A 24,265-nucleotide genomic window follows, 5' to 3' on the forward strand; every position below is an offset into this window, starting at 1 on the left:
CAAAAGGCAACAACGGAATCACTTGTTGGCCAGGTGCCGCTCTGTCAGGATCGGCACTCAAATCGAGCTGGAGCTACGGAGACCGTGAGCGAGATGGGCAACAGCAGCAGCAGTCGCTTCCCCGCGCAGGACCGTTTCGACGGCGGCGCCCAGTACATCGGCGGGCGTCTCACCCCGGGCACCTCCGGGCGCAAGCAGGACGTCGTCGACCCCGCCCGTGGTGAGGTCGTGTACACGTACGAGCTGGGCGGGAGCGGCGATGTGGACGCCGCCGTCGCCGCCGCCAAGGACGCCTTCCCGGGCTGGTCGGGCGCCACCCCCGCCGAGCGCTCCGACGCCCTGCACCGCTTCGCCGCCGTCCTCGCCGAGCGCGCGGAGGAGTTCGCGCGGGCCGAGTCCCTCCAGTGCGGCAAGCCGATCAAGCTCAGCCGGGAGTTCGACGTCCCCGGCACGGTCGACAACACCGCCTTCTTCGCCGGGGCCGCCCGCCACCTCCAGGGGCAGTCCGCCGGGGAGTACTCGGGCGACCACACCTCGTACGTCCGCCGTGAGGCGCTCGGTGTCGTCGGCTCCATCGCCCCCTGGAACTATCCGCTCCAGATGGCCGCCTGGAAGGTCCTCCCGGCCATCGCCGCCGGCAACACCATCGTCCTCAAGCCCGCCGAGATCACCCCGTTGACCTCCCTTCTCTTCGCCGAGGCCGCCACCGCCGCCGGGATTCCCGACGGGGTCGTCAACATCGTCTGCGGCGCCGGGCGGGACGCCGGGGAGCATCTCGTCGGGCATCCCGACGTCGTGATGACCTCCTTCACCGGGTCCACCGCCGTCGGCAAGCGCGTCGCCGAGATCGCCACCGCCACCGTCAAGCGGACCCATCTGGAGCTCGGCGGCAAGGCCCCCTTCGTCGTCTTCGACGACGCCGACCTGGAGGCGGCCGTCCACGGCGCGGTCGCCGCCTCCCTCATCAACTCCGGCCAGGACTGCACCGCCGCCACGCGCGCGTACGTACAGCGGCCGCTCCACGACGCCTTCGTGGCCGGGGTCGCCGATCTGATGGCGACCGTCCGGGTCGGCGATCCCTTCGACCCCGCCACCGACCTGGGCCCGCTGATCAGCCACGTCCACCGCGACCGGGTCGCCGGGTTCGTCGAGCGCGCCCGCTCCTACGCCCGGATCGTCACCGGTGGCGCGGCCCCGAAGAGCGAGGGCGCCTTCTACGCGCCCACCCTCATCACCGGTGCCCCGCAGGACAGTGAGGTCGTCCAGTCCGAGATCTTCGGGCCGGTGCTCACCGTCCTTCCCTTCGACTCCGACGACGAGGGCATCCGGCTCGCCAACGACACGCCGTACGGCCTGGCCGCATCCGCCTGGAGCCGGGACGTCTACCGGGCGGGCCGCGCCACCCGCGAGATCAAGGCCGGGTGCGTGTGGGTCAACGACCACATTCCGATCATCAGCGAGATGCCGCACGGCGGCTACAAGGCAAGCGGCTACGGAAAGGACATGTCGGCGTACTCGTTCGAGGAGTACACGCAGGTCAAGCATGTGATGTACGACAACACGGCGGTCGCCGCGAAGGACTGGCACCGCACGATCTTCGGGGACCGATAAAGCATCCGATCAGCGGCGCCGCGCCGCGTGGCGGCCGTCCGACCAGCGGGCGCCACCTCCACCCGAAAGGGCACACAGCGCATGGAGAGTTACGAGCCGGACCGCCTGTCCGGGGCCCAACTGGCCGCCATACAGCGCAGCCTGACCAGCGGCCGGGGCGCCCTGACCCGCCGCTCGCTGATGCGGGCCACCGGCTTCGGCGCGCTCGCCGTCGGCGGCCTGGCGGGGCTCGCCGGCTGCGGGATCCCGGCCGCCAAGAAGGACGGCGGCCAGGCCCCGGCCTCGGACGACCACTCGGCCCAGGAGAAGGTGATCAGCTTCTCCAACTGGACCGAGTACATGGACGTCAGCGACGACAAGAAGCACCGGCCGACGCTCGACGCCTTCACCCGGCGGACCGGTATCCAGGTCAAGTACACCGAGGACATCAACGACAACGTCGAGTTCTTCGGGAAGATCAAGCCGCAGCTCGCGGCCGGGCAGGACATCGGCCGCGACCTCATCGTCGTCACCGACTGGCTGGCCGGGCGGCTCATCCGGTTCGGCTGGGCGCAGAAGCTCGACGCCTCGAAGCTGCCGCACGCCTTCGCCAACCTCTCCGCGCCCTTCCGCACCCCCGACTGGGACCCGGGCCGGGCCTACTCCTACCCCTGGACCGGCATCCCCACGGTCATCGCGTACAACGCCAGGGCGACCGGCGGGCGGACCGTCGACTCGGTCACCCAGCTCCTCGACGACCCCACCCTCAAGGGCCGGGTGGGCTTCCTCACCGAGATGCGCGACACCGTCGGGATGACCCTGCTCGACATGGGCAAGGACCCGGCGAACTTCACCGACGCCGACTACGACGCGGCGATCGGAAGGCTCCAGAAGGGCGTCGACAAGAAGCAGATCCGGCGCTTCACCGGCAACGACTACACCGGCGACCTGGACAAGGGCGACCTCGCCGCGTGCGTGGCCTGGGGCGGCGACGTCACCCAGCTGCGGACCGACAACCCCGACATCAAGTACGCGATCCCGGCGGCCGGCTACATGCTCTCCAGCGACAACCTGCTGGTCCCCGCCAAGGCCCGGCACCGGGCCAACGCCGAGCGGCTGATCGACTACTACTACGAGCCGGCGGTCGCGGCCCAGCTCGCCGCGTACATCAACTACGTGTGCCCGGTCGACGGCGTACGCGAGGCGCTCACCAAAATCGACCCGGAGCTCGCCGAGAACACGCTGATCCTGCCCGACAAGGCCATGGCCGCCAAGGCGCACTCCTTCCGCTCGCTCAGCAGCGAGGAGGAGACGAAGTACGAGGAGAAGTTCGCCAAGCTCATCGGCGCCTGACCACCCCCCGCCTGAAAAACCTCCCCTCGTCCCTCTCCACCCCTGGGATCGCAACCCATGACTGACGACAAGAACGACGGCGGCGACGTCCGCCTCACCGGGATCAGCAAGACGTACGGCTCCTTCACCGCCGTCCATCCGCTCGAACTGACCGTCCCGCAGGGCTCCTTCTTCGCCCTCCTCGGCGCCTCCGGGTGCGGCAAGACCACCACCCTGCGCATGATCGCCGGACTGGAGGAGCCCACCACCGGGACCGTCTTCCTCGGCGACAGGGACGTCACCGGTCTGCCGCCCCACAAGCGGCCCGTGAACACCGTCTTCCAGTCGTACGCGCTCTTCCCGCACCTGAGCGTCTCCGAGAACGTCGCCTTCGGGCTGCGCCGCCGGGGCATCAAGTCGGTGAAGAAGCAGGTCGACGACATGCTGGAGCTCGTCCAGCTCGGCGACTTCGCGGGGCGCAAGCCCCACCAGCTCTCCGGCGGCCAGCAGCAGCGCGTGGCGGTCGCCCGCGCGCTCATCAACCACCCGCAGGTGCTGCTCCTCGACGAGCCGCTCGGCGCCCTCGACCTCAAGCTGCGCCGCCAGATGCAGCTGGAGCTCAAGCGCATCCAGACCGAGGTCGGCATCACCTTCGTCCACGTCACCCACGACCAGGAGGAGGCCATGACCATGGCCGACACGGTCGCGGTGATGAACGGCGGCCGGGTCGAGCAGCTCGGCGCCCCCGCCGACCTCTACGAGAACCCGAGGACCACCTTCGTGGCGAACTTCCTCGGCACCTCCAACCTCATCGAGGCCGAGATCGTCGAGACGAGCGGCGAGTCCGTCCTGGTCAGCGCGGGCGGCGCCAAGCTGCGGCTGCCCCGCGGACGATGTCAGGCCCCCACCGCCAGCGGCGGCAGGATCCTCGTCGGTGTGCGCCCGGAGAAGATCTCCCTCGCCCACCGCGAGGACGAGGGCTCGACAGCGGAAGGCCGCAACCGGATCCCCGGCCGCATCGTCGACTCCTCCTTCATCGGCGTCTCCACCCAGTACGTCGTCGACTCCCCGGCCGGCCGGGGGCTCGCGGTGTACGAGCAGAACGTGGAGCGGCGCGCGGGACTCCTTCCCGGTGCCGAGGTCGTCCTGCACTGGAACCCGGCGCACACCTTCGGCCTCGACGCGGCCCAGGCGATCGACGCGGGCGTGGAGAAGGTCGAGGACGCCGCGTGAGCGCCCTGACCGAGGCGCCCCCGGCCGCCGACCTCCCCGTACGCAAGGCGTCGGCGCGCAGGCGCCTGGTGCCCTACTGGCTGCTGCTGCCCGGCATCCTGTGGCTGATCGTCTTCTTCGCGCTGCCGATGGTCTACCAGGCCTCCACCTCGGTGCAGACCGGCTCCCTGGAGAAGGGCTTCCAGGTCACCTGGCACTTCCAGACCTACTGGGACGCCTTCGAGGAGTACTACCCGCAGTTCGTGCGCTCGCTGCTGTACGCGGGCACGGCGACCGCGCTGTGCCTGCTGCTCGGGTATCCGCTGGCGTATCTGATCGCCTTCAGGGCGGGCCGCTGGCGCAATCTGATCCTGGTGCTGGTCATCGCCCCGTTCTTCACCAGCTTCCTGATCCGCACCCTCGCCTGGAAGACGATCCTCGCGGACGGCGGGCCGGTGGTGCACACGCTCAACTCGCTGCACGTGCTCGATGTGACCGGCTGGCTGGGGTTCACCGAGGGCGACCGGGTGCTGGCCACGCCGATGGCGGTGGTCTGCGGCCTCACGTACAACTTCCTGCCGTTCATGATCCTGCCGCTGTACACGTCCCTGGAGCGGATCGACCCCCGGCTGCACGAGGCCGCCGGCGATCTGTACGCCACGCCCGCGACCACGTTCCGCAAGGTGACCTTCCCGCTCTCCATGCCGGGTGTCGTCTCGGGCACGCTGCTCACCTTCATCCCGGCGAGCGGCGACTACGTCAACGCCGAACTGCTCGGCTCCACCGACCAGAAGATGGTCGGCAACGTCATCCAGTCGCAGTTCCTGCGGGTCCTGGACTATCCGACGGCCGCCGCCCTCTCCTTCATCCTGATGGCGATCGTGCTGGTCATGGTCACCGTCTACATCCGCCGAGCCGGGACGGAGGACCTGGTCTGATGCGCTGGCTCCGACGCAATGTGATCGTCATCGCGGGGCTCGCCACCCTCGCGTACCTGATCCTGCCGAACGTCGTGGTGATGGTGTTCTCGTTCAACAAGCCGAACGGGCGCTTCAACTACTCCTGGCAGCGGTTCTCCACCGACGCCTGGCAGGACCCGTGCGGGGTCGCCGACATGTGCGGCTCCCTCTCGCTCTCGCTCCAGATCGCCACCTGGGCCACCGTCGGCGCGACCGTGCTCGGCACGATGATCGCCTTCGCGCTCGTGCGCTACCGGTTCCGGGCGCGCGGCGCGATCAACTCGCTGATCTTCCTGCCGATGGCGATGCCCGAGGTCGTCATGGCCGCGTCCCTGCTCACGCTCTTCCTCAACCTGGGCGCGCGGCTCGGCTTCTGGACCATCCTCATCGCCCACATCATGTTCTGCCTGAGCTTCGTGGTCACGGCGGTCAAGGCGCGGGTGATGTCGATGGACCCGCGCCTGGAGGAGGCGGCGCGCGATCTGTACGCCGGGCCGTTCCAGACGTTCACGCGGGTCACCCTGCCGATCGCCGCCCCCGGGATCGTCGCGGGCGCGCTGCTCGCCTTCGCGCTCTCCTTCGACGACTTCATCATCACCAACTTCAACGCGGGCTCCACCGTGACGTTCCCCATGTTCGTCTGGGGATCCGCGCAGCGGGGCACGCCCGTTCAGATCAATGTCATCGGTACGGCGATGTTCGTCATCGCCGTCGTGGTCGTCGTCGCCGGCCAGCTCGTGGCGAACCGGCGCGGCAACCGTGCGAAAGCCTAGGCAGTAACCGACCGAACCCTTCGAGGGAGTTGGAAGTCATGGCCGTCACCCGAGCCATGCGCAGTGCGGCAGCCCTTTCCCTGACGGACGCCCAGCCCGTCCCCTTCTGGCTGGAGGACCCGGGCAGGCCCGGGGCGCTCCCCGCCCTCGCGGGCGACGAGCGGTGCGACCTGCTCGTCGTCGGCGGCGGCTACAGCGGACTGTGGACCGCGCTCCTGGCCAAGGAGCGCGACCCCGGCCGCGACGTGGTCCTCATCGAGGGCAAGGAGACCGGCTGGGCGGCCTCGGGCCGCAACGGCGGCTTCTGCGCCGCCTCCCTCACCCACGGGCTCGGAAACGGTCTGGCCCGCTGGCCGCAGGAGCTGCCCCGGCTGGAGAAGCTGGGCGCGGCCAACCTCGACGCGATCGAGACGGCCGTCGCCCGGTACTCCCTGGACTGCGACTTCGAGCGCACCGGCGAGATCGACGTGGCCACCGAGCCGCACCAGCTCGACGAGCTGCACGAGATGTACGAGGAGGCGGTCGGGCTCGGCTTCGAGGGGCTCGATCTGCTCGACCAGGACGCGATGCGGGCCGAGGTCCACTCGCCGACCTTCCTCGGCGGCCTCTGGGACCGTCGCGGCGTGGCGATGCTGCACCCCGCCAAACTCGCCTGGGGCCTCAAGCGGGCCTGTCTGGATCTGGGCGTACGAATCTACGAACACACCCCCGGCCTCGATCTGGTGGCGGCCGGACCGGGCATGGCGGTGCGCACTCCGTACGGGCGGATCCGCGCCCGGCGGGTCGCGCTCGGCACCAATGTGTTCCCGTCGCTGGTCAAGCGGGTGCGGGCGTACACCGTGCCGGTCTACGACTACGCGCTGATGACCGAGCCGCTCAGCGCGGAGCAGCTGGCCTCGGTCGGCTGGAGGAACCGCCAGGGGCTCGGCGACTCCGCCAACCAGTTCCACTACTTCCGGATCACCGCCGACCACCGCATCCTGTGGGGCGGCTACGACGCGATCTACAAGTACGGGGGGAAGGTGCGGGCCGAGTACGAGGACAGGCCCGCCACCTACCTCAAGCTGGCCGAGCACTTCTTCCGGTGTTTCCCTCAGCTGGAAGGGCTGCGTTTCAGCCACGCCTGGGGCGGGGCGATCGACACCTGCTCGCGCTTCTCGGCGTTCTTCGGGACGGCCCACGGCGGGAAGGTGGCGTACGCCGCGGGGTACACCGGCCTCGGCGTCGGCGCGACCCGCTTCGGCGCGGACGTGATGCTCGACCTGCTGGCGGGGGAGCGGACCGAGCGCACCGAACTGGAGATGGTCCGCAAGAAGCCGCTGCCGTTCCCGCCGGAGCCGGTCGCCTGGGCGGGCATCGGCATCACCAAGTGGGCCCTGGCCCGCGCGGACGCCAACGGCGGGCGCAGAAACCTGTGGCTGAAGGCGATGGACCGGGCGGGTCTCGGCTTCGACAGCTGACCGTCGCGTATCCGACGGGATCATTCGCTCCCCTCCACGCGGGGGGCGCACAACCCGTGATCATGAGCGCCCCGGTTCACTACCGCCAGGTAGCGAAACCCGCGTCATAGCCGGCCCCGGCCCCGCTCTCCCCTCGTGACAGCGACTTCGCGTTCACGAAAGGAAGACCGGGTGATGAATGCCTCCGGGCCCAGGACAGCGGTGGAATGGCTGGCGTCGGTGGCGCCCGATCCCGACGCCTGCCGGTGGGAGTGGGAGCGCAACCCCCTGGGGGTCGCCCTCCTCCCCGCCGGCAGGCGCTGGGACGTACTGATCCTGCCGGGCGAGCTGGGGCACGCCGCCCTGGACGTGCTGCTCCGGCTCGTCGACCGGCCGGGGCCCGTCCTCGCCGACTTCGGCGACGCGCGGCTGGGGTTCTTCGTCCCGCCGGGCACGGCCGCGCGCTGGCTGGGCACCGGGGTGCGCGGGGCCGGGCAGGGGACCTGGATCGTGGTCCCCTACCCCGGCCGGGTCAGCGGCGGGGTGCGCTGGCTGGTCCCGCCCGACGGCTCGGGCGTCCTCACCGATCCCGCGCTGCTGGAACTCGCGATGCACGAGGCGGCGGCGTACCTCGCACGGGACGGACGGGACTGAACGGGTGCTGTCCGGAAGGGACGGCCTCCTGCGCGAGGCCTTGACAACCCGATTGGTCTGGACCACATTGTGGCGGGCTCGGCCTCATCCCCGCCATCCCCGGATCCGCCCCCGCCCGCTCGCGGATCCGGTCCCCCCATGCCCGGAGGACGTTGTGGACCGCACCCGAAGGCTTGCCGGCACCTCCAGACCCAGCCGCCTCCTCGCCGCCCTCACGGCGGCGGTCCTCGCCGCGGGCGCCCTGGTCGCCTCCGCGCAGACCGCCCGCGCGGCCGACCCCGAACTCGCCCGCAACGGCGGCTTCGAGGCCGGCCTCGACGGCTGGAGCTGTACGGCGGGCAGCGGCGCCGTGGTGACCTCACCCGTGCACGGCGGCGCCAAGGCGCTCAGAGCCACCCCGTCCGGGAGCGACAACGCCCAGTGCTCCCAGACCGTCGCGGTCAGGCCCGGCTCCACGTACACCCTGAGCGCCTGGGTGCAGGGCAGCTACGTCTACCTGGGCGCCACCGGCACCGGCACCACCGACGCCACCGCCTGGACCCAGTCCGCCCCGTCCTGGCAGCAGCTGCGCACCACCTTCACGACGGGCGCGGCCACCACCTCGGTGACCCTGCACACCCACGGCTGGTACGGCACCGGCGCCTACCACGCCGACGACGTGAGCCTGCTGGGCCCGGACGGCGGCCCCGGCCGGGCTCCGGCCGCCCCCACCGGCCTGACCGCGGGCTCCGCGACCTCGTCCAGCATCGGCCTGAGCTGGGCCGCCGTGCCCGGCGCCACCGGCTACTCGGTCTACCGGGGAGGTGCCCAAGCCCTCTCGGTGAGCGGGACCTCGGCCACCGTCACGGGCCTGACCGCCTCCACCGCGTACACCTTCCAGGTCACCGCCACCAACGCGGCCGGGGAGTCGGCGAAGTCCGCCACCGTCACCGCCTCCACCACCAGCGGCGGCGGCACCCCCGGCGGCGGTCTGCCCGCGCACGCGCTCGTGGGCTATCTGCACGCCAGTTTCGCCAACGGCTCCGGCTATCTGCGGATGGCCGACGTCCCCGACTCCTGGGACGTGATCGACCTGGCCTTCGGCGAGCCGACCACCCTCACCTCCGGCGACATCCGCTTCCGCCCCTGCCCGGTGAGCGAGTGCCCCGGCGTGGAGCCGGCCGCCGACTTCAAGGCCGCGATCCGGGCCAAGCAGGCCGCGGGCAAGAAGGTCCTGATCTCTATCGGCGGCCAGAACGGCCAGGTCCAGCTCACCACCGCGGCCGCCCGCGACACCTTCGTCGCCTCCGTCTCGAAGATCATCGACGAGTACGGCCTCGACGGCCTCGACATCGACTTCGAGGGCCACTCGCTCGCGCTGAACACCGGGGACACCGACTTCCGCAACCCGACGACACCGGTCGTCGTGAACCTCATAGCGGCGCTGAAGACCCTCAAGGCCAGGTACGGGCCGGGTTTCGTGCTGACGATGGCCCCCGAGACGTTCTTCGTGCAGCTCGGATACCAGTACTACGGCTCCGGTCCCTGGGGCGGGCAGGACCCGCGTTGCGGCGCCTATCTGCCGGTCATCCACGCCCTGCGCGACGACCTGACGCTGCTGCACGTCCAGGACTACAACTCGGGGCCGATCATGGGCCTGGACAACCAGTACCACTCGATGGGCGGCGCGGACTTCCCCGTCGCGATGACCGACATGCTGCTCACTGGCTTCCCGGTGGCGGGCGACAGCAGCCGGATGTTCCCGGCCCTGCGCCCCGACCAGGTGGCCATAGGACTGCCGGCGTCCACCAACGCGGGCAACGGCCACACCGCCCCGGCCGAGGTCACCAAGGCGCTGGACTGCCTGACCAGGCAGGCGAACTGCGGCTCGTACCAGCCGCACGGGAGCCGGCCCGGGCTGCGCGGGCTGATGACGTGGTCGGTCAACTGGGACCGGTTCAACGGCGGCGAGTTCTCCCGGAACTTCGACGCGTACCCATGGAGCTGAGCAGCAGGAGCATCCCGCACAGGCAGCCGCTCGCCAGGACGTCCAGAGGCCAGTGGTAGCCGTGCAGCACCAGACCGATGCCCGTCGCCGCGGTGAGCACGCCCGCGGTGGCGGGCATCACCCATGGGCGGCGGACGGCGGCGCACCGGGTGAGCAGCAGGGCCGCGCCGCCGTAGGCCACCATCGCGGTGGCCGTGTGGCCGGACGGGTAGTAGCCGGTGTCGGAGGTGAGCGGGCCCGCACGGTCGGTCCACGTCTTCAGCGGCACGACCAGGGCCGGGACCAGCGCCATCGTCACCGCCGCCACCAGCGCGTCTTGGCGCGCGCCGCGCCGCACCGCGTAGACGAGGGCGAGGGCGAGGACCGGCAGGGCGACGGGCAGGGAGCCCAGGTCGGCGAGGACCTGGGCCAGGCCCTGGGGGCCGCGGCCCGCGAGCTGCCCGCCGACGCGCTCGTCGAGCCGGCGCAGCGGGCCGTCGGAGACGACCTGCCAGGTCAGCAACGCGAAGAGCGCCGCGAGAGCGGCACAGGCGGTGAGGAGGAAAGCCGGCCGTCCCGGAACAGGGGGGGAGGTTCCGGGACGGCCGGTCGGACCGGTGTGCCGTACGCCCCGGGGGGTGTGGGGCGGACGGCCATCCGATCGGTGAGGAGTTCCGGAGCCAGAGGCACCGGCGGTGTGCGCCAGGGCACGACCAGAACGAGGCTGAGGACGCGCCGCCCTGGAGCCGCCCGCGGTTCCCCGCGGGCGAGGTGTTTCTCTCATCTGCAGAAACCGTACGGCAGAGGGAGGGGGGACGACAGCCGGATTCCCATCCCGCCATCGGCCCCCCACACGTTCTTCACAGGCCGCGGGCGCGTCCTGTGATCAGAGCGCGGCGAAGGCCTGCTCGATGATGTCGAGGCCCTCGTTCAGCAGGTCCTCGCCGATGACGAGCGGCGGCAGGAAGCGCAGCACGTTGCCGTAGGTGCCGCAGGTCAGGACCAGCAGGCCCTCCGCGTGGCAGGCCTTGGCGAGCGCCGCGGCGGCGGCCGCGTGCGGCTCCTTGGTGGCACGGTCCTGGACCAGCTCGATCGCGATCATGGCGCCGCGGCCGCGGATGTCGCCGATGATGTCGAACTTCTCGGCCATGGCGGACAGACGGCCCTTCATGACCTCCTCGATCCGCTTGGCCTTGCCGTTGAGGTCGAGCTCCTTCATGGTCTCGATCGCACCGAGGGCGCCGGCGCAGGCCACCGGGTTGCCGCCGTAGGTGCCGCCGAGGCCGCCCGCGTGCGCGGCGTCCATGATCTCGGCGCGGCCGGTCACGGCGGAGAGCGGCAGACCGCCCGCGATGCCCTTGGCGGTGGTGATCAGGTCCGGGACGATGCCCTCGTCCTCGCACGCGAACCACTGGCCGGTGCGGCAGAAGCCGGACTGGATCTCGTCGGCGACGAAGACGATGCCGTTGTCCTTGGCGAACTGGGCGATCGCGGGCAGGAAGCCCTTGGCGGGCTCGATGAAGCCGCCCTCGCCGAGGACCGGCTCGATGATGATCGCGGCGACGTTGTCGGCGCCGATCTGCTTGGTGATGTTGTCGATCGCCTGGGCGGCGGCCTCGGGGCCGCAGTTCTCGGCACCGGTCGGCCAGCGGTAGCCGTAGGCGACCGGGACGCGGTACACCTCGGGCGCGAACGGGCCGAAGCCGTTCTTGTACGGCATGTTCTTGGCGGTCAGCGCCATCGTCAGGTTGGTACGGCCGTGGTAGCCGTGGTCGAAGACGACGACGGCCTGGCGCCTGGTGTACGCACGGGCGATCTTCACCGCGTTCTCGACGGCCTCCGCGCCACTGTTGAACAGGGCGGACTTCTTGGCGTGGTCGCCCGGGGTCAGCTCGGCGAGGGCCTCGGCGACCTCGACGTACCCCTCGTACGGCGTGACCATGAAACAGGTGTGGGTGAAGTCCGCGAGCTGCGCGGAGGCGCGGCGCACGACGGCCTCGGCGGAGGCGCCGACGGAGGTCACGGCGATACCGGAGCCGAAGTCGATCAGACGGTTGCCGTCGACGTCCTCGATGATGCCGCCGCCCGCGCGCGCGGTGAAGACGGGCAGGGTGGAGCCCACGCCGGCTGCGACCGCGGCGAGGCGGCGGGCCTGCAGCTCCTGCGACTTGGGGCCGGGGATCGCGGTGACGATGCGGCGCTCCTGCGGGATCGCGGTCATGAGGGCTCCTGGAGGATCTGGGGGTGTGCGGACGCGGGTGTGCTGGACGCTTCCTTGGCTTTCTTCGCAGGCTAGGGCCCGGCGCGGGGTGCGGGCATGCTCCGTAGGGGAGTGGTGAAGCCGTGTCGTTGTCCTTCGCGGACATAGCGAGCGCCCCCGGTGTGGGCCCGGTCCTCGTCCGCGGGCCGGTGGGGGCTGGTCGCGCAGTTCCCCGCGCCCCCGTGAATGCCGCTGCGCGGCAATCCGGCGGGTGCCCCGGGGGCACAGTCACGAAGACCGGGCCCGAACAGCCGCGTGCTGACCCCCCGTAGCCCCCCGGTTGCGTTTAGATTGGCCGCTGGACTCGGTTACGGACCTGGCTGGTCAGGGGGCGAAGGGTCGATGGACACCGAAGGCACGCACGACGCGCGGGGCACGGAGGCGCGGCCGGTGCCGCGCCCTGCCGCGCCCCCGCCCGTCCCGGCCCGGCCGCCCGCCTTCCCGCCGCAGCCCGCCGGGCCCCCCGGGCGCCCGGCGCTGGGGGAGTGGCTGCGCACCCCGCGCGCCGCCGCCGAACCGGGCCTGTGGCGGTACGGGCACCGGCCGCGCCCCACCGAGGCCGTCCACCGCGTGCCGGACCGGGCGCTGCTCGGCGGCGCGGTGATCGCGCTGCTCGCGGCGGTCCTCGCCTGGTCGCTGTGGCGCAACGGGTACGTACCGCACCGCAGGGTGCCGCTGGAGCTGTTCACCCCGTCCGACTGGTGGGCCCCCTTCCACCCGAGGCCCCCGGCCGCGCTCACCGCGCTCGCCGCCTACAACAGCCTGGTCGCGGTCGCGCTCATCTACGTCTTCGGACACTTCGGCAACTGGCGCGAGGTCTTCCGGCGGTACGCCGTGGACCACCCGCAGCCCGCCCGCGCGGTCCGCACCGCGCTCGTCGCCGTCGCCCTGGCCTGGTTCGTGATCTGGGCCGACGACTGGCTCCCCTTCTACTCCCTCGCCTTCGGCGTGGTCCCGCACGCGTGGATCTTCAGCGACGACCCGGTGGCCACCAAGGACGCCACCGACACGGTGACCACCGTCTACCACCTGCTGGTGGTCGCGGCCGCCCTGTTCGTGTGCGGCCGGGCCGGCGACTGGGCCGGGCTCCTGCGCGAACGCACCGGCCGCGCACCCGCCGCGCCCCCGGGCGCGACGCCCGCCGGCCGCGGCCCCGCCGACTGGCCCCAGCTGCGCGACGCCGGACAGCACACCGCCGCAGACCGGCTGGCCGCCGACGCCGAGAGCGGCCGGATGAACGACGTGGACTGCGCCCGGATCCGCCGCGCCTGGACCTCGGTGGTCGCCGACCCGGCCCGGCTGACGGCCTTCACCGACGCGGTGCTGCGCGACGGCTCCCGCGCCTGTCTGCACCCCTCCGGCGACCGCGACCTGCCCGCCCGCGCCGCCACCCACGACCTGCTCACCTCGCAGGTGCGCATCGGCCGGTACGCGGACCTGGAGCACAACCCGCCCGCCCGCCGGGGCGCCGGCGCGGCCGTCGACCCGGCGGCGCTCGGCACCTCGCTGCTCGCCGTCGGCCCCTCCGGTGCGGGCAAGACCCGCCACCTGGTGCGGCCCGTGGTGGAGTCGCTGGCGCTCCAGGCCCTGGCCGGGCAGGCCGCCGTGGTCGCCGTCGGCGCCGCGGGCACCCCGCTGGGCGCGGACGAGGCGTACGACGTGATCGTCCGGCCCGGCGACCCCGCCTCCGCGTACGACCTGGACCTCTACGGCGGCACCCTCGACCCCGACGAGGCCGCCGCCCTGCTCGCCGAGGCCTGCGCCGGGGACCTGCCCGACGCCGACGTGCGGCGCGCCGCCACCGCGTTCGCCCAGCTCCTCGGGCCCTACCGGGCCGCGTACGGCCGCTTCCCCTCGGTGCCCCGGCTGCGCGAACTCCTGGACGGCGCCGGCGACGCGCTCGACGAGCTCCGCGCCGACCTCGACCGTGACGCGCACCCGGCGCTCCACCGCGAACTCGACGCGCGCGCCCGGAACAGCGGTCTCCCCGGCGACCCGGGCCCGGTCCTCGCCGACCGGCTCGCCCCGCTGGACCGGCCCGCCTTCGCCGCGTTCTTCGACACCACGGGCCACAGCCGCCCGTTCTCGCTGCGCGCCCTGGAGCACCCCGTACGGGTCCGGGTCGACCTGCCCGAGCGGGCGCACCCGGAGGCGGCGCGGCTGCTGAACCGGCTGCTGCTGGTCCAGTTCACGACGAACGCCCTGGCCCGCCAGGACCGCTCGCTCTTCGCCTGCCTGGTCCTGGACGACGCCACGCACGCGGTGACCGCCGGCTCCGTACGGGCCCTCCAGCGGCTGCGCCAGGCCAACGCCGGGGTGGTGCTCACCCTGCGCGCCCTGGCCGACGTGCCCGAACGGCTGCACACCTCGCTGCTGGCCTCGGTCGGCTGCCACATGGCGTTCCGGGGCGTCACCACCTGGGACGGGCAGCTCCTGTCGCAGCTGTGGGGCACCGAGTGGGTGGAGACGACCGAGGTCGCCCAGCACGCCGTCTTCGCCGACCAGCCGCTCACCCGCGCGCTGCACTCGCTGCGCAAGCTGGCCACCGGCAAGGCGGTGACCCGGGACGCGGTCACCGTCCGCAAGGTCGAGCGGGAACGCTGGTCGGCCTCCCAGCTCGCCCACCAGGTGCCCGCCGGGCACGCGGTGCTCTCGCTCACCGAGGTCGGGGGCGAGCACGCGCCGCCGCTCCTGGTGGACCTGCGGGGCTGAGGGGGCGCCGGGACCCCGCCGTCCTGGCAGAATCGGGGTGCGCCGTTCATACGGGATGGCGCATTCCCCCGGTCCCTCCCCGAAGGTCGTCGAAGCCGCCCATGCCGCCCACCCTCGCCTCCCTCGTCCAGCACTCGGCGCTGAAGCTCACCGTGCGCGCGGGCGAGGACCGGCTGGACACGCCGGTGCGCTGGGCGCACGTCAGCGAGCTCGCCGACCCCGTCCCGTACATGGAGGGCGGCGAACTCCTCCTCATCACCGCGATGACGCTGGACGCCGAGGACCCCCAGACCATGCGCCGCTATGTGCGCAGGCTCGCCGGCGCCGGGGTCGTCGGGCTCGGCTTCGCGGTGGGCGTCAGCTACGAGAGCGTGCCGGACGCGCTGCTCGAAGCGGCCCGGGCGGAGGACTTCCCCCTCCTTGAGGTGCCGCGCCGCACCCCGTTCCTGGCGATCTCCAAGGCGGTCTCGGCGGCGATCGCGGCCGACCAGTACCGGGCGGTGACCGCGGGCTTCGAGGCCCAGCGCGAACTGACCCGGGCGGCGCTGGCCGGCCCCGGCGAACTGCTGGCCCGGCTCGCGGCGCACGTCGACGGGTGGGCCGCGCTGTACGACACCGCGGGCGCGGTGGTGGCGGTGCGGCCCGAATGGGCCGGGCGGCGGGCGGCCCGGCTCACCGCCGACGTGGCCCGGCTGCGCGACCGGGCCGCGCCCGCCAGCGCGGTGGCCGGCGGCTCGGACGACCGCGTCGAGCTCCAGTCGCTGGGGACGGGGCGCCGGGTGCGCGGGGCGCTGGCGGTCGGTACGGGGGCTCCGCTGGGGACAGCCGAGCGGTACGCCGTGCACTCCGCGGTCGCGCTGCTGACCCTCACCACGGAACGGACCCGGGCCCTCCAGCTCGCCGAGCAGAGGCTGGGCGCGGCGGTGCTGCGGATGCTGCTGTCCGGGCAGCAGGACCACGCCCGGGCGGTCGCGGGCGACCTCTACGGCGGGCTCCTCGACGCCCCCTTCCGCCTGGTCATCGCCGAGCGGGCGGGGGAGGCGGCCGACCTCGGGGCGCTCACCGAGGCGATGGAGTCGGCGGCGGCGCGGGCCGGGGAGGCGGTCCTGGTGGTCCCCGAGGGCGACCGCCTCGTGGTCCTCGCGGCCGACGGGGGCGACGCGGTGGCCGCGTGCGTCTCCTTCACCCCCGAGGAGGGCGCCGAACTCGTCGCCGGCCTGTCCGCGCCCGCCGGGCCGATAGCGGCGGCGTCCGCGTACAAGCAGGCCGAACAGGCGCTGTCGGTGGCCCGGCGCCGGGGCCGCCCGCTGGTCGAGCACGAGGAGCTGGTGGCGGGCTCACTGGTGCCGCTGCTGGCGGAGGACGCGGTACGGGCGTTCGCGGACGGGATGCTGCGCGCGCTGTACGAGCACGACGCGACGGGCCGGGGCGACCTGGTCGCCTCCCTGCGGGCGTGGCTGTCGCGCCACGGTCAGTGGGACGCGGCGGCGGCGGACCTTGGTGTCCACCGGCATACGCTGCGATACCGGATGCGGCGGGTGGAGGAGATCCTGGGGCGGTCCCTGGACGACCCGGACGTCCGGATGGAGCTGTGGCTGGCCCTGAAGGCGACGGCGTCCCGGCCCGAGTGAGCTTTCCCCACCCCGCCCTGTTCCCTGACCCCTCCGGGGGCACGGTGGCGTGGCTCCACCCCACCCCCTGACCCTCCGACGGGCCTCCGCCCCTCGACCCTCCGGCGGGGCTCCGCCCCTCGGCCCCCCGACGGGGCTGCGCCCCTCGGTGCCCCTCCCCGGGGCTACGCCCCGAACCCCGTTTTCACCTGCGGACCGTGGAGGGTTGCTCGCGCAGTTCCCCGCGCCCCTAGGCATTCAGGGGCGCGGGGAACTGCGCGCTCAGCCACAGACAACCCGCACACGAACCACCGCCCCACAAGGGGCGCGGGGAACTGCGCGACAAGCCCTCCACCCACCCGCAGACAAAAAGACCCCCCGGGGCGCAGGGCCGCAGGCCACGCAGCGGGGGGCCGGGGCGTAGCCCCGGGAAAGCAGCCCCCCACCCCCACCCCCGGAGGGTTTAGGGAAGGGGCGGGGAGGGGCCCTCCAAAAGGGAGCGCGGCACGCCCGCACCACTCCACCCCGGACAACCCCACCCCCGCCCCCACCCCCCTACGGTGGGAAGCGCAGGCAACAGCACCAGAACCCCACCACCCACCACCCCAACCTCGGAAGGGCCGGGATTCACAATGACTTCCACCCACGCCTTCTGGCTCGCCGGCCGCCAGGCCACCGGTGAGGACACCTTCGACGTCACCTCCCCCTGGGACGGCCGGCTGGTCGGCACGGTGAGCGTTCCGACCGAGGCCCAGGTCGAGGAGGCCGTCGCCGCCGCGCACGCCGTGGTCGACGAGTTCGCCGCGACCCCCGCGCACGTACGCGCCGCGGCCCTCGACCACGTCTCCAAGCGCCTCACCGAGCGCACCGAGGAGATCGCCCAGCTGATCTCCGCCGAGAACGGCAAGCCCATCAAGTGGGCCCGCGGCGAGGTCGGCCGCGCGGTGTCCGTGTTCCGGTTCGCGGCGGAGGAGGCCCGGCGCTTCAACGGCGGCGAGGCCCAGCGCCTCGACACCGACGCCGGCGGCCAGGGCCGTTTCGCGCTGACCCGCCGCTTCCCCAAGGGCGTCGTCCTCGGCATCGCGCCGTTCAACTTCCCGCTGAACCTGTGCGCCCACAAGGTCGCCCCGGCCATCGCCGTCGGCGCGCCGATCATCCTCAAGCCCGCCCCGGCGACCCCCCTGTCCGGCCTCGTCCTCGGCGAGCTGCTCGCCGAGACGGAGCTGCCCGCCGGGTCGTGGAGCGTCCTGCCGGTCGCCAACGACAAGATGCCGGCCCTGGTCCAGGACGAGCGCCTGCCGGTCATCTCCTTCACCGGCTCCGACAAGGTCGGCTACGCGATCATGGACTCGGTGCCGCGCAAGCACTGCACCCTGGAGCTCGGCGGCAACGGCGCGGCCGTCGTCCTCGCCGACTTCGCCTCGGACGCGGACCTGGACTGGGCGGCGTCCCGTATCGCCACCTTCTCCAACTACCAGGGCGGCCAGTCCTGCATCTCCGTGCAGCGCGTGATCGCCGACGCGGCCGTCTACGACCGGCTGCTGCCGAAGATCGTCGCCGCCGTGGAGGCCCAGGTCACCGGTGACCCCTCCGACGCCTCCACCGACGTCGGCCCCCTCGTCAGCGAGGACGCCGCCCGACGCGTGGAGTCCTGGGTCGACGAGGCGGTCTCGGCCGGCGCGAAGCTGCTCGCGGGCGGCAAGCGCGACGGCGCCTCCTACGCGCCGACCGTCCTCACCGAGGTCCCGGCCGACACCACCCTCGCCTGCGAGGAGGTCTTCGGACCGGTCCTCACCGTGCAGAAGGTGGACGGCGAGGAGGAGGCCTTCGCGGCCGTCAACTCCTCCAAGTACGGCCTCCAGGCGGGCGTCTTCACGCACAACGTGCAGACCGCCTTCCGCGCCCACCGCGCCCTGGAGGTGGGCGGCGTGATCATCGGCGACGTCCCCTCGTACCGCGCGGACCAGATGCCGTACGGCGGCGCCAAGGCCTCCGGCGTCGGCCGCGAGGGCGTGCGCTACGCCATGGACGACTACACCTACGAGCGCGTGCTGGTCCTCACCGGCCTCGCGCTCTAGGACGTACGTACGCGAACGGCCGGAGCCCCGTCGGCGGGCTCCGGCCGTTTCGCGTCCCAGGGGTGGCTGGCCGCGCGGGAATCGGGTACATACGGACGAGTAGCACTGTCCGGTAACGGGGTGCGTGTGCGCGCCCCGCACAACGTCGCGGCGAGGAGTACCCCTCAATGACCGCACCACACGGCACACCCAAGGTCTCGGAGCGCGAGGCGCGCCGGGTCGCCGAAGCCGCGCGCGAGCAGGACTGGCGCAAGCCGAGCTTCGCGAAGGAACTCTTCCTCGGGCGTTTCCGGCTCGACCTCATCCACCCGCATCCGCTGCCCGCGGGCGAGGACGCGGAGCGCGGCGAGGCGTTCCTCGCCAAGCTGCGGGACTTCTGCGAGACGAAGATCGACGGCGCCCTCATCGAGCGCGAGTCGCGCATCCCGGACGAGGTGATCAACGGGCTCAAGGAGCTCGGCGCCCTCGGGATGAAGATCGACACCAAGTACGGCGGCCTCGGCCTCACCCAGGTGTACTACAACAAGGCCCTCGCGCTGGCCGGTTCCGCCAGCCCCGCGATCGGCGCCCTGCTCTCGGCGCACCAGTCGATCGGCGTACCGCAGCCGCTGAAGCTCTTCGGCACCCAGGAGCAGAAGGACACGTTCCTGCCGCGCTGCGCCCGTACCGACATCTCCGCCTTCCTGCTCACCGAACCGGACGTCGGCTCGGACCCGGCGCGGCTGGCCACCTCGGCGGTCCCGGACGGCGACGACGCCTACGTCCTGGACGGCGTGAAGCTGTGGACCACCAACGGCGTCGTCGCCGACCTGCTGGTCGTCATGGCCAGGGTGCCGAAGTCCGAGGGGCACAAGGGCGGCATCACCGCCTTCGTGGTCGAGGCGGACTCTCCGGGCGTCACCGTGGAGAACCGCAACGCCTTCATGGGGCTGCGCGGTATCGAGAACGGGGTGACCCGCTTCCACCAGGTCCGCGTCCCCGCCTCCCACCGCATCGGCCCCGAGGGCGCCGGGCTGAAGATCGCCCTGACCACCCTGAACACCGGCCGCCTCTCGCTGCCGGCGATGTGCGTCGGCGCGGGCAAGTGGTGTCTGAAGATCGCCCGGGAGTGGTCGGCGGCGCGCGAGCAGTGGGGCAAGCCGATCGCCCAGCACGAGGCCGTCGGAGCCAAGATCTCGTTCATCGCGGCCACCACCTTCGCCCTGGAGGCCGTACTCGACCTGTCCTCGCAGATGGCCGACGAGGACCGCAACGACATCCGGATCGAGGCGGCCCTCGCCAAGCTCTACGGCTCCGAGATGGCCTGGCTGATGGCCGACGAGCTGGTCCAGATCCGCGGCGGACGCGGCTTCGAGACCGCCGACTCGCTGGCCGCCCGGGGCGAGCGGGCCGTACCGGCCGAGCAGATCCTGCGCGATCTGCGCATCAACCGCATCTTCGAGGGCTCCACGGAGATCATGCACCTGCTGATCGCCCGCGAGGCCGTCGACGCCCACCTCTCCGTCGCGGGCGATCTGATCGACCCGGACAAGAAGCTGCCCGACAAGGCCAGGGCGGGCGCGGGCGCCGCCGCCTTCTACGCCCGCTGGCTGCCCAAGCTGCTCTCCGGTCCCGGCCAACTGCCCAACTCCTATAGCGAGTTCGAGGGTCTGGCGCAGCACCTGCGGTACGTCGAGCGGTCCTCCCGCAAGCTGGCCCGCTCCACGTTCTACGCCATGTCGCGCTGGCAGGGCCGGATGGAGACCAAGCAGGGCTTCCTCGGCCGGATCGTGGACATCGGCGCCGAACTGTTCGCGATGAGCGCCGCCTGCGTACGGGCGGAGCTGCTGCGCACCAGCGGCACCCACGGCCGCGAGGCCCACCAGCTGGCCGACGCCTTCTGCCGCCAGGCCCGCATCCGGGTGGACGAGCTCTTCGAGCGGCTGTGGGCCAACACCGACGACCTCGACCGCAAGGTCGTCACCGGGGTGCTGGCCGGCTCGTACACCTGGCTGGAGGAGGGCGTCGTCGACCCGTCCGGCGACGGCCCGTGGATCGCCGACGCCACCCCGGGGCCCGCCGAGCGGGACAACGTCCACCGCCCGATCCGCTGAATCCACCGGGCCGTTGGGGCACCGGGAGAGCCGCGCTCCCCGGTGCCCCGGCGCCCCCGGAACACGCCGCGCGGCCCCCGCACGGGGGGAGTGCTGTCCCGGCGCACAGCGGATGCGGCAAGAATGGGGGGATGAGCGACAGCCCAGCCCCCCTCGCCGACCCGCACATCGCCTTCGATCCCGCCGAAGGCCGCCGGGACATCGTCGTCCTTGGCTCCACCGGGTCCATCGGCACCCAGGCCATCGACCTGGTGCTGCGCAACCCCGACCGGTTCCGCGTCACCGCGCTCGCCGCGTCGGGCGGACGGGTCGCGCTCCTGGCCGAGCAGGCGCGCCGGCTGCGGGTCCGCGCGGTCGCGGTCGCCCGGACGGACGCGGTGCCCGCGCTGCGCGAGGCGCTGAAGGAGAGGTACGGCACCGAGCCGCTGCCCGAGATCCTCGCCGGGCCCGACGCGGCCACCGGGCTCGCCGCCTCCGAGTGCCACACCGTCCTCAACGGCATCACGGGCTCCATCGGCCTCGCGCCCACCCTGGCCGCCCTGGAGGCGGGCCGGACCCTGGCGCTGGCCAACAAGGAGTCGCTGATCGTCGGCGGCCCCCTGGTGAAGGCGCTCGCCAAGCCGGGCCAGATCATCCCGGTCGACTCCGAGCACGCCGCCCTCTTCCAGGCCCTGGCCGCCGGCACCCGCGCCGACGTACGCAAGCTGGTGGTCACCGCCTCCGGCGGCCCCTTCCGCGGCCGTACGCGCGCTCAGCTGGCGGACGTGACCCCCGAGGACGCCCTGGCGCACCCCACCTGGGCGATGGGCCCGGTGATCACGATCAACTCGGCCACCCTGGTGAACAAGGGCCTGGAGGTCATCGAGGCGCACCTGCTGTACGACATCCCCTTCGAGCGCATCGAGGTCGTCGTGCACCCGCAGTCGTACGTGCACTCCATGGTCGAGTTCACCGACGGCTCCACGCTCGCCCAGGCCACCCCGCCCGACATGCGCGGCCCCATCGCCATCGGCATCGGCTGGCCCGAGCGGGTACCCGACGCGGCCCCCGCCTTCGACTGGACCAAGGCGTCGAGCTGGGAGTTCTTCCCGCTGGACACCGAGGCCTTCCCCTCGGTGGGACTCGCCCGGCACGTCGGGAAGCTGGGGGGCACGGCTCCGGCGGTGTTCAATGCCGCGAACGAGGAGTGCGTGGACGCTTTCCTCGCGGGACGGCTGCCTTTCAACGGAATCATGGATACGGTCACAGAGGTGGTGGCCGAGCACGGCACCCCCGCCGAGGGAACCTCACTCACGGTCTCGGACGTCCTGGAAGCGGAGACCTGGGCACGGGCCCGGGCCCGGGAACTCGCGGTGAAGGCGACAGCGGAGGCGCGCGCATGACGATTCTGATGACGGTCCTCGGCATAGTCGTCTTCGTGGTCGGCCTGCTCGTCTCGATCGCGTGGCACGAACTGGGCCACCTCTCCACGGCCAAGATGTTCGGCATCCGGGTGCCGCAGTACATGGTCGGCTTCGGCCCGACCATCTGGTCGCGGAAGAAGGGCGACACCGAGTACGGCATCAAGGCGGTCCCGCTCGGCGGATACATCCGCATGATCGGCATGTTCCCGCCCGGCGAGGACGGGCGGATCACCGCGCGCTCCACGTCGCCCTGGCGCGGCATGATCGAGGACGCCCGCTCGGCGGCCTTCGAGGAGCTCCAGCCGGGCGACGAGACGCGGCTGTTCTACACGCGCAAGCCGTGGAAGCGCGTGATCGTGATGTTCGCCGGGCCGTTCATGAACCTGATCCTCGCCGTGGCGATCTTCTTCGGCGTGATGATGACGTTCGGCGTCAACACCCAGACCACCCAGGTGGGCAAGGTTTCCGACTGCGTGATCTCGCAGAAGGAGCAGCGCGACACCTGCAAGGCCTCCGACCCGGTGGCCCCGGCGAAGCAGGCCGGTCTGAAGGCGGGCGACAAGATCGTCGCGTTCAACGGCGAGAAGGTCGGCGACTGGTCGGCGCTCCAGAAGCACATCCGCGACACGATCGGCCCGGCCACGATCACCGTCCAGCGCGACGGCAGGCCGGTGGATCTGCACGCCAGCCTGATCAAGAACGACGTCGCCAGGATCGACGGCTCCGGCAACTACACCTCCGGCACCACCTCGGCGGGCTTCCTCGGCTTCAGCCCCGCCACCGGCATCGTCCAGCAGTCCTTCGGCGAGTCCGTGGACCGGATGGGCGACATGATGCGCTCGGGCGTGAAGTCGCTGGTCGCGATCCCCTCCAAGGTCCCGGACCTGTGGAACGCGGCCTTCAACGGCGAGGAGCGCAAGGCCGACTCCCCGATGGGCGTGGTCGGCGCGGCCCGGGTCGGCGGCGAGGTGTTCACCCTCGACATCCCGCCGGAGAACCAGATCGCGATGATGCTGTTCCTGGTCGCGGGGTTCAACCTCTCCCTGTTCCTCTTCAACATGCTGCCGCTGCTGCCGCTGGACGGCGGGCACATCGCGGGCGCGCTGTGGGAGTCGCTGCGCCGCACGGTCGCCCGCGTCTTCAAGCGCCCCGACCCGGGCCCGTTCGACGTGGCGAAGCTCATGCCGGTCGCGTACGTGGTGGCCGGGATCTTCATCTGCTTCACCCTGCTCGTGCTGGTCGCGGACGTGGTGAACCCGGTGAAGATCTCCTAGCGGTCGTACGGGAGTACGGGACGGCCCGGGCGCGTAACGTGCCCGGGCCGTCCCTTTCGGTGAACCGCGGGGCACGGTGTGCTCGCGCGCCCCGGGGTGCCGTAACCTCGAAGGCTGGAGCCCGCCGATCTCGGGACCTTGATCCACACCTTGGGGTTGCACAGCAGATGACTGCGATTTCACTGGGAATGCCGTCCGTTCCGACCAGGCTGGCCGAGCGTCGCAAGAGCCGTCAGATCCAGGTGGGATCCGTGGCGGTCGGCGGTGACGCGCCGGTGTCGGTGCAGTCGATGACGACGACGCGGACGTCGGATGTCGGGGCGACGTTGCAGCAGATCGCGGAGCTGACGGCGTCGGGGTGTCAGATCGTGCGGGTGGCGTGTCCGACGCAGGATGACGCGGACGCGTTGGCGGTGATCGCGAAGAAGTCGCAGATCCCGGTGATCGCGGATATTCATTTCCAGCCGAAGTATGTGTTCGCGGCGATTGATGCCGGGTGTGCGGCGGTGCGGGTGAATCCGGGGAACATCAAGCAGTTCGACGACAAGGTGAAGGAGATCGCGCGGGCGGCGAAGGACGCGGGGACGCCGATTCGTATCGGGGTGAACGCGGGTTCGCTGGATGCGCGGCTGCTGAAGAAGTACGGGCGGGCGACGCCGGAGGCTCTGGTGGAGTCGGCGCTGTGGGAGGCGTCGCTGTTCGAGGAGCATGATTTCCGGGACATCAAGATCTCGGTGAAGCACAACGACCCGGTGGTGATGGTCGAGGCCTACCGGCAGCTGGCGGCGCGGTGTGACTATCCGCTGCACCTGGGCGTGACGGAGGCGGGTCCGGCGTTCCAGGGGACGATCAAGTCGGCGGTGGCGTTCGGGGCGCTGCTGAGCCAGGGGATCGGGGACACGATCCGGGT

17 protein-coding genes are annotated in these 24,265 nt (G+C 72.1%); 15 read left to right on the top strand and 2 right to left on the bottom strand.

Going from position 1 to position 24,265, the window contains the following annotated elements; genetic code table 11:
- Positions 1-93: 93 nt before the first annotated feature.
- From ABZ404_RS37465 to ABZ404_RS37500, 8 genes are all read left to right on the top strand, one after another.
- Positions 94-1,611 carry a gamma-aminobutyraldehyde dehydrogenase gene (locus ABZ404_RS37465; RefSeq protein ID WP_358835094.1) on the top strand — a complete coding sequence of 506 codons (1,518 nt, stop codon included), beginning with the start codon at positions 94-96 and terminating at the stop codon, positions 1,609-1,611.
- Positions 1,612-1,692: 81 nt separating this feature from the next.
- Positions 1,693-2,943, top strand: a complete 1,251-nt coding sequence (locus ABZ404_RS37470; protein WP_358835089.1) for a spermidine/putrescine ABC transporter substrate-binding protein — start codon at positions 1,693-1,695, stop codon at positions 2,941-2,943.
- A 57-nt stretch (positions 2,944-3,000) separates the two neighbouring features.
- On the top strand, positions 3,001-4,155 hold the full coding sequence (locus ABZ404_RS37475; protein ID WP_358835088.1) for an ABC transporter ATP-binding protein: 1,155 nt from the start codon (positions 3,001-3,003) through the stop codon (positions 4,153-4,155).
- Positions 4,152-5,072, top strand: coding sequence for an ABC transporter permease (locus ABZ404_RS37480; protein WP_358835087.1), 921 nt, complete (start codon positions 4,152-4,154; stop codon positions 5,070-5,072). Before ABZ404_RS37475 ends, ABZ404_RS37480 begins: the two co-directional genes overlap by 4 nt.
- Positions 5,072-5,866 carry an ABC transporter permease gene (locus ABZ404_RS37485; RefSeq protein ID WP_358835086.1) on the top strand — a complete coding sequence of 265 codons (795 nt, stop codon included), beginning with the start codon at positions 5,072-5,074 and terminating at the stop codon, positions 5,864-5,866. The genes ABZ404_RS37480 and ABZ404_RS37485 overlap by 1 nt, the downstream gene beginning before the upstream one ends.
- Positions 5,867-5,904: 38 nt before the next feature.
- The gene (locus ABZ404_RS37490; RefSeq protein ID WP_358835085.1) at positions 5,905-7,326 is read left to right on the top strand and encodes an FAD-dependent oxidoreductase; all 1,422 of its coding nucleotides are present in this window, start codon (positions 5,905-5,907) and stop codon (positions 7,324-7,326) included.
- A gap of 174 nt (positions 7,327-7,500) precedes the next feature.
- Complete coding sequence (locus tag ABZ404_RS37495; protein WP_358835084.1) at positions 7,501-7,959, top strand: hypothetical protein; 459 nt, start codon at positions 7,501-7,503, stop codon at positions 7,957-7,959.
- Between the two features lie 154 nt (positions 7,960-8,113).
- Positions 8,114-9,946: a glycoside hydrolase family 18 protein gene (locus ABZ404_RS37500; protein WP_358835083.1), complete on the top strand. Its 1,833-nt coding sequence runs from the start codon at positions 8,114-8,116 to the stop codon at positions 9,944-9,946.
- Here the strand turns inward: ABZ404_RS37500 and ABZ404_RS37505 are convergent.
- On the bottom strand, positions 9,897-10,709 hold the full coding sequence (locus ABZ404_RS37505; RefSeq protein WP_358835082.1) for a phosphatase PAP2 family protein: 813 nt from the start codon (positions 10,707-10,709) through the stop codon (positions 9,897-9,899). The genes ABZ404_RS37500 and ABZ404_RS37505 overlap by 50 nt on opposite strands.
- A gap of 102 nt (positions 10,710-10,811) precedes the next feature.
- On the bottom strand, positions 10,812-12,146 hold the full coding sequence (gabT, locus tag ABZ404_RS37510; protein ID WP_358835081.1) for a 4-aminobutyrate--2-oxoglutarate transaminase: 1,335 nt from the start codon (positions 12,144-12,146) through the stop codon (positions 10,812-10,814).
- Between the two features lie 381 nt (positions 12,147-12,527).
- On the opposite strand from gabT, the gene ABZ404_RS37515 reads away from it, so the two are divergent.
- The 7 genes from ABZ404_RS37515 to ispG all read left to right on the top strand — a co-directional run.
- Positions 12,528-14,897, top strand: a complete 2,370-nt coding sequence (locus ABZ404_RS37515) for an ATP/GTP-binding protein (RefSeq protein WP_358991586.1) — start codon at positions 12,528-12,530, stop codon at positions 14,895-14,897.
- A 101-nt stretch (positions 14,898-14,998) separates the two neighbouring features.
- Positions 14,999-16,528, top strand: coding sequence for a PucR family transcriptional regulator (locus tag ABZ404_RS37520; RefSeq protein ID WP_358991589.1), 1,530 nt, complete (start codon positions 14,999-15,001; stop codon positions 16,526-16,528).
- Positions 16,529-17,139: 611 nt separating this feature from the next.
- On the top strand, positions 17,140-18,585 hold the full coding sequence (locus ABZ404_RS37525; RefSeq protein ID WP_358835367.1) for an aldehyde dehydrogenase family protein: 1,446 nt from the start codon (positions 17,140-17,142) through the stop codon (positions 18,583-18,585).
- 167 nt (positions 18,586-18,752) lie between these two features.
- Positions 18,753-20,678, top strand: coding sequence for an acyl-CoA dehydrogenase family protein (locus tag ABZ404_RS37530; protein ID WP_358835368.1), 1,926 nt, complete (start codon positions 18,753-18,755; stop codon positions 20,676-20,678).
- Positions 20,679-20,809: 131 nt separating this feature from the next.
- A complete protein-coding gene (gene dxr / locus ABZ404_RS37535; RefSeq protein WP_358835369.1) occupies positions 20,810-22,060 on the top strand; it encodes a 1-deoxy-D-xylulose-5-phosphate reductoisomerase in 1,251 nt (416 codons plus the stop codon).
- Positions 22,057-23,355, top strand: a complete 1,299-nt coding sequence (locus tag ABZ404_RS37540; RefSeq protein ID WP_358835370.1) for a site-2 protease family protein — start codon at positions 22,057-22,059, stop codon at positions 23,353-23,355. Before dxr ends, ABZ404_RS37540 begins: the two co-directional genes overlap by 4 nt.
- 167 nt (positions 23,356-23,522) lie before the next feature.
- Positions 23,523-24,265, top strand: a 743-nt coding sequence (gene ispG / locus ABZ404_RS37545; RefSeq protein ID WP_358835371.1) for a flavodoxin-dependent (E)-4-hydroxy-3-methylbut-2-enyl-diphosphate synthase, incomplete at its 3' end; no start/stop codon positions are given.

The sequence above is a fragment of the Streptomyces sp. NPDC005878 genome (genome assembly GCF_040629815.1).
GTDB lineage: Bacteria > Actinomycetota > Actinomycetes > Streptomycetales > Streptomycetaceae > Streptomyces.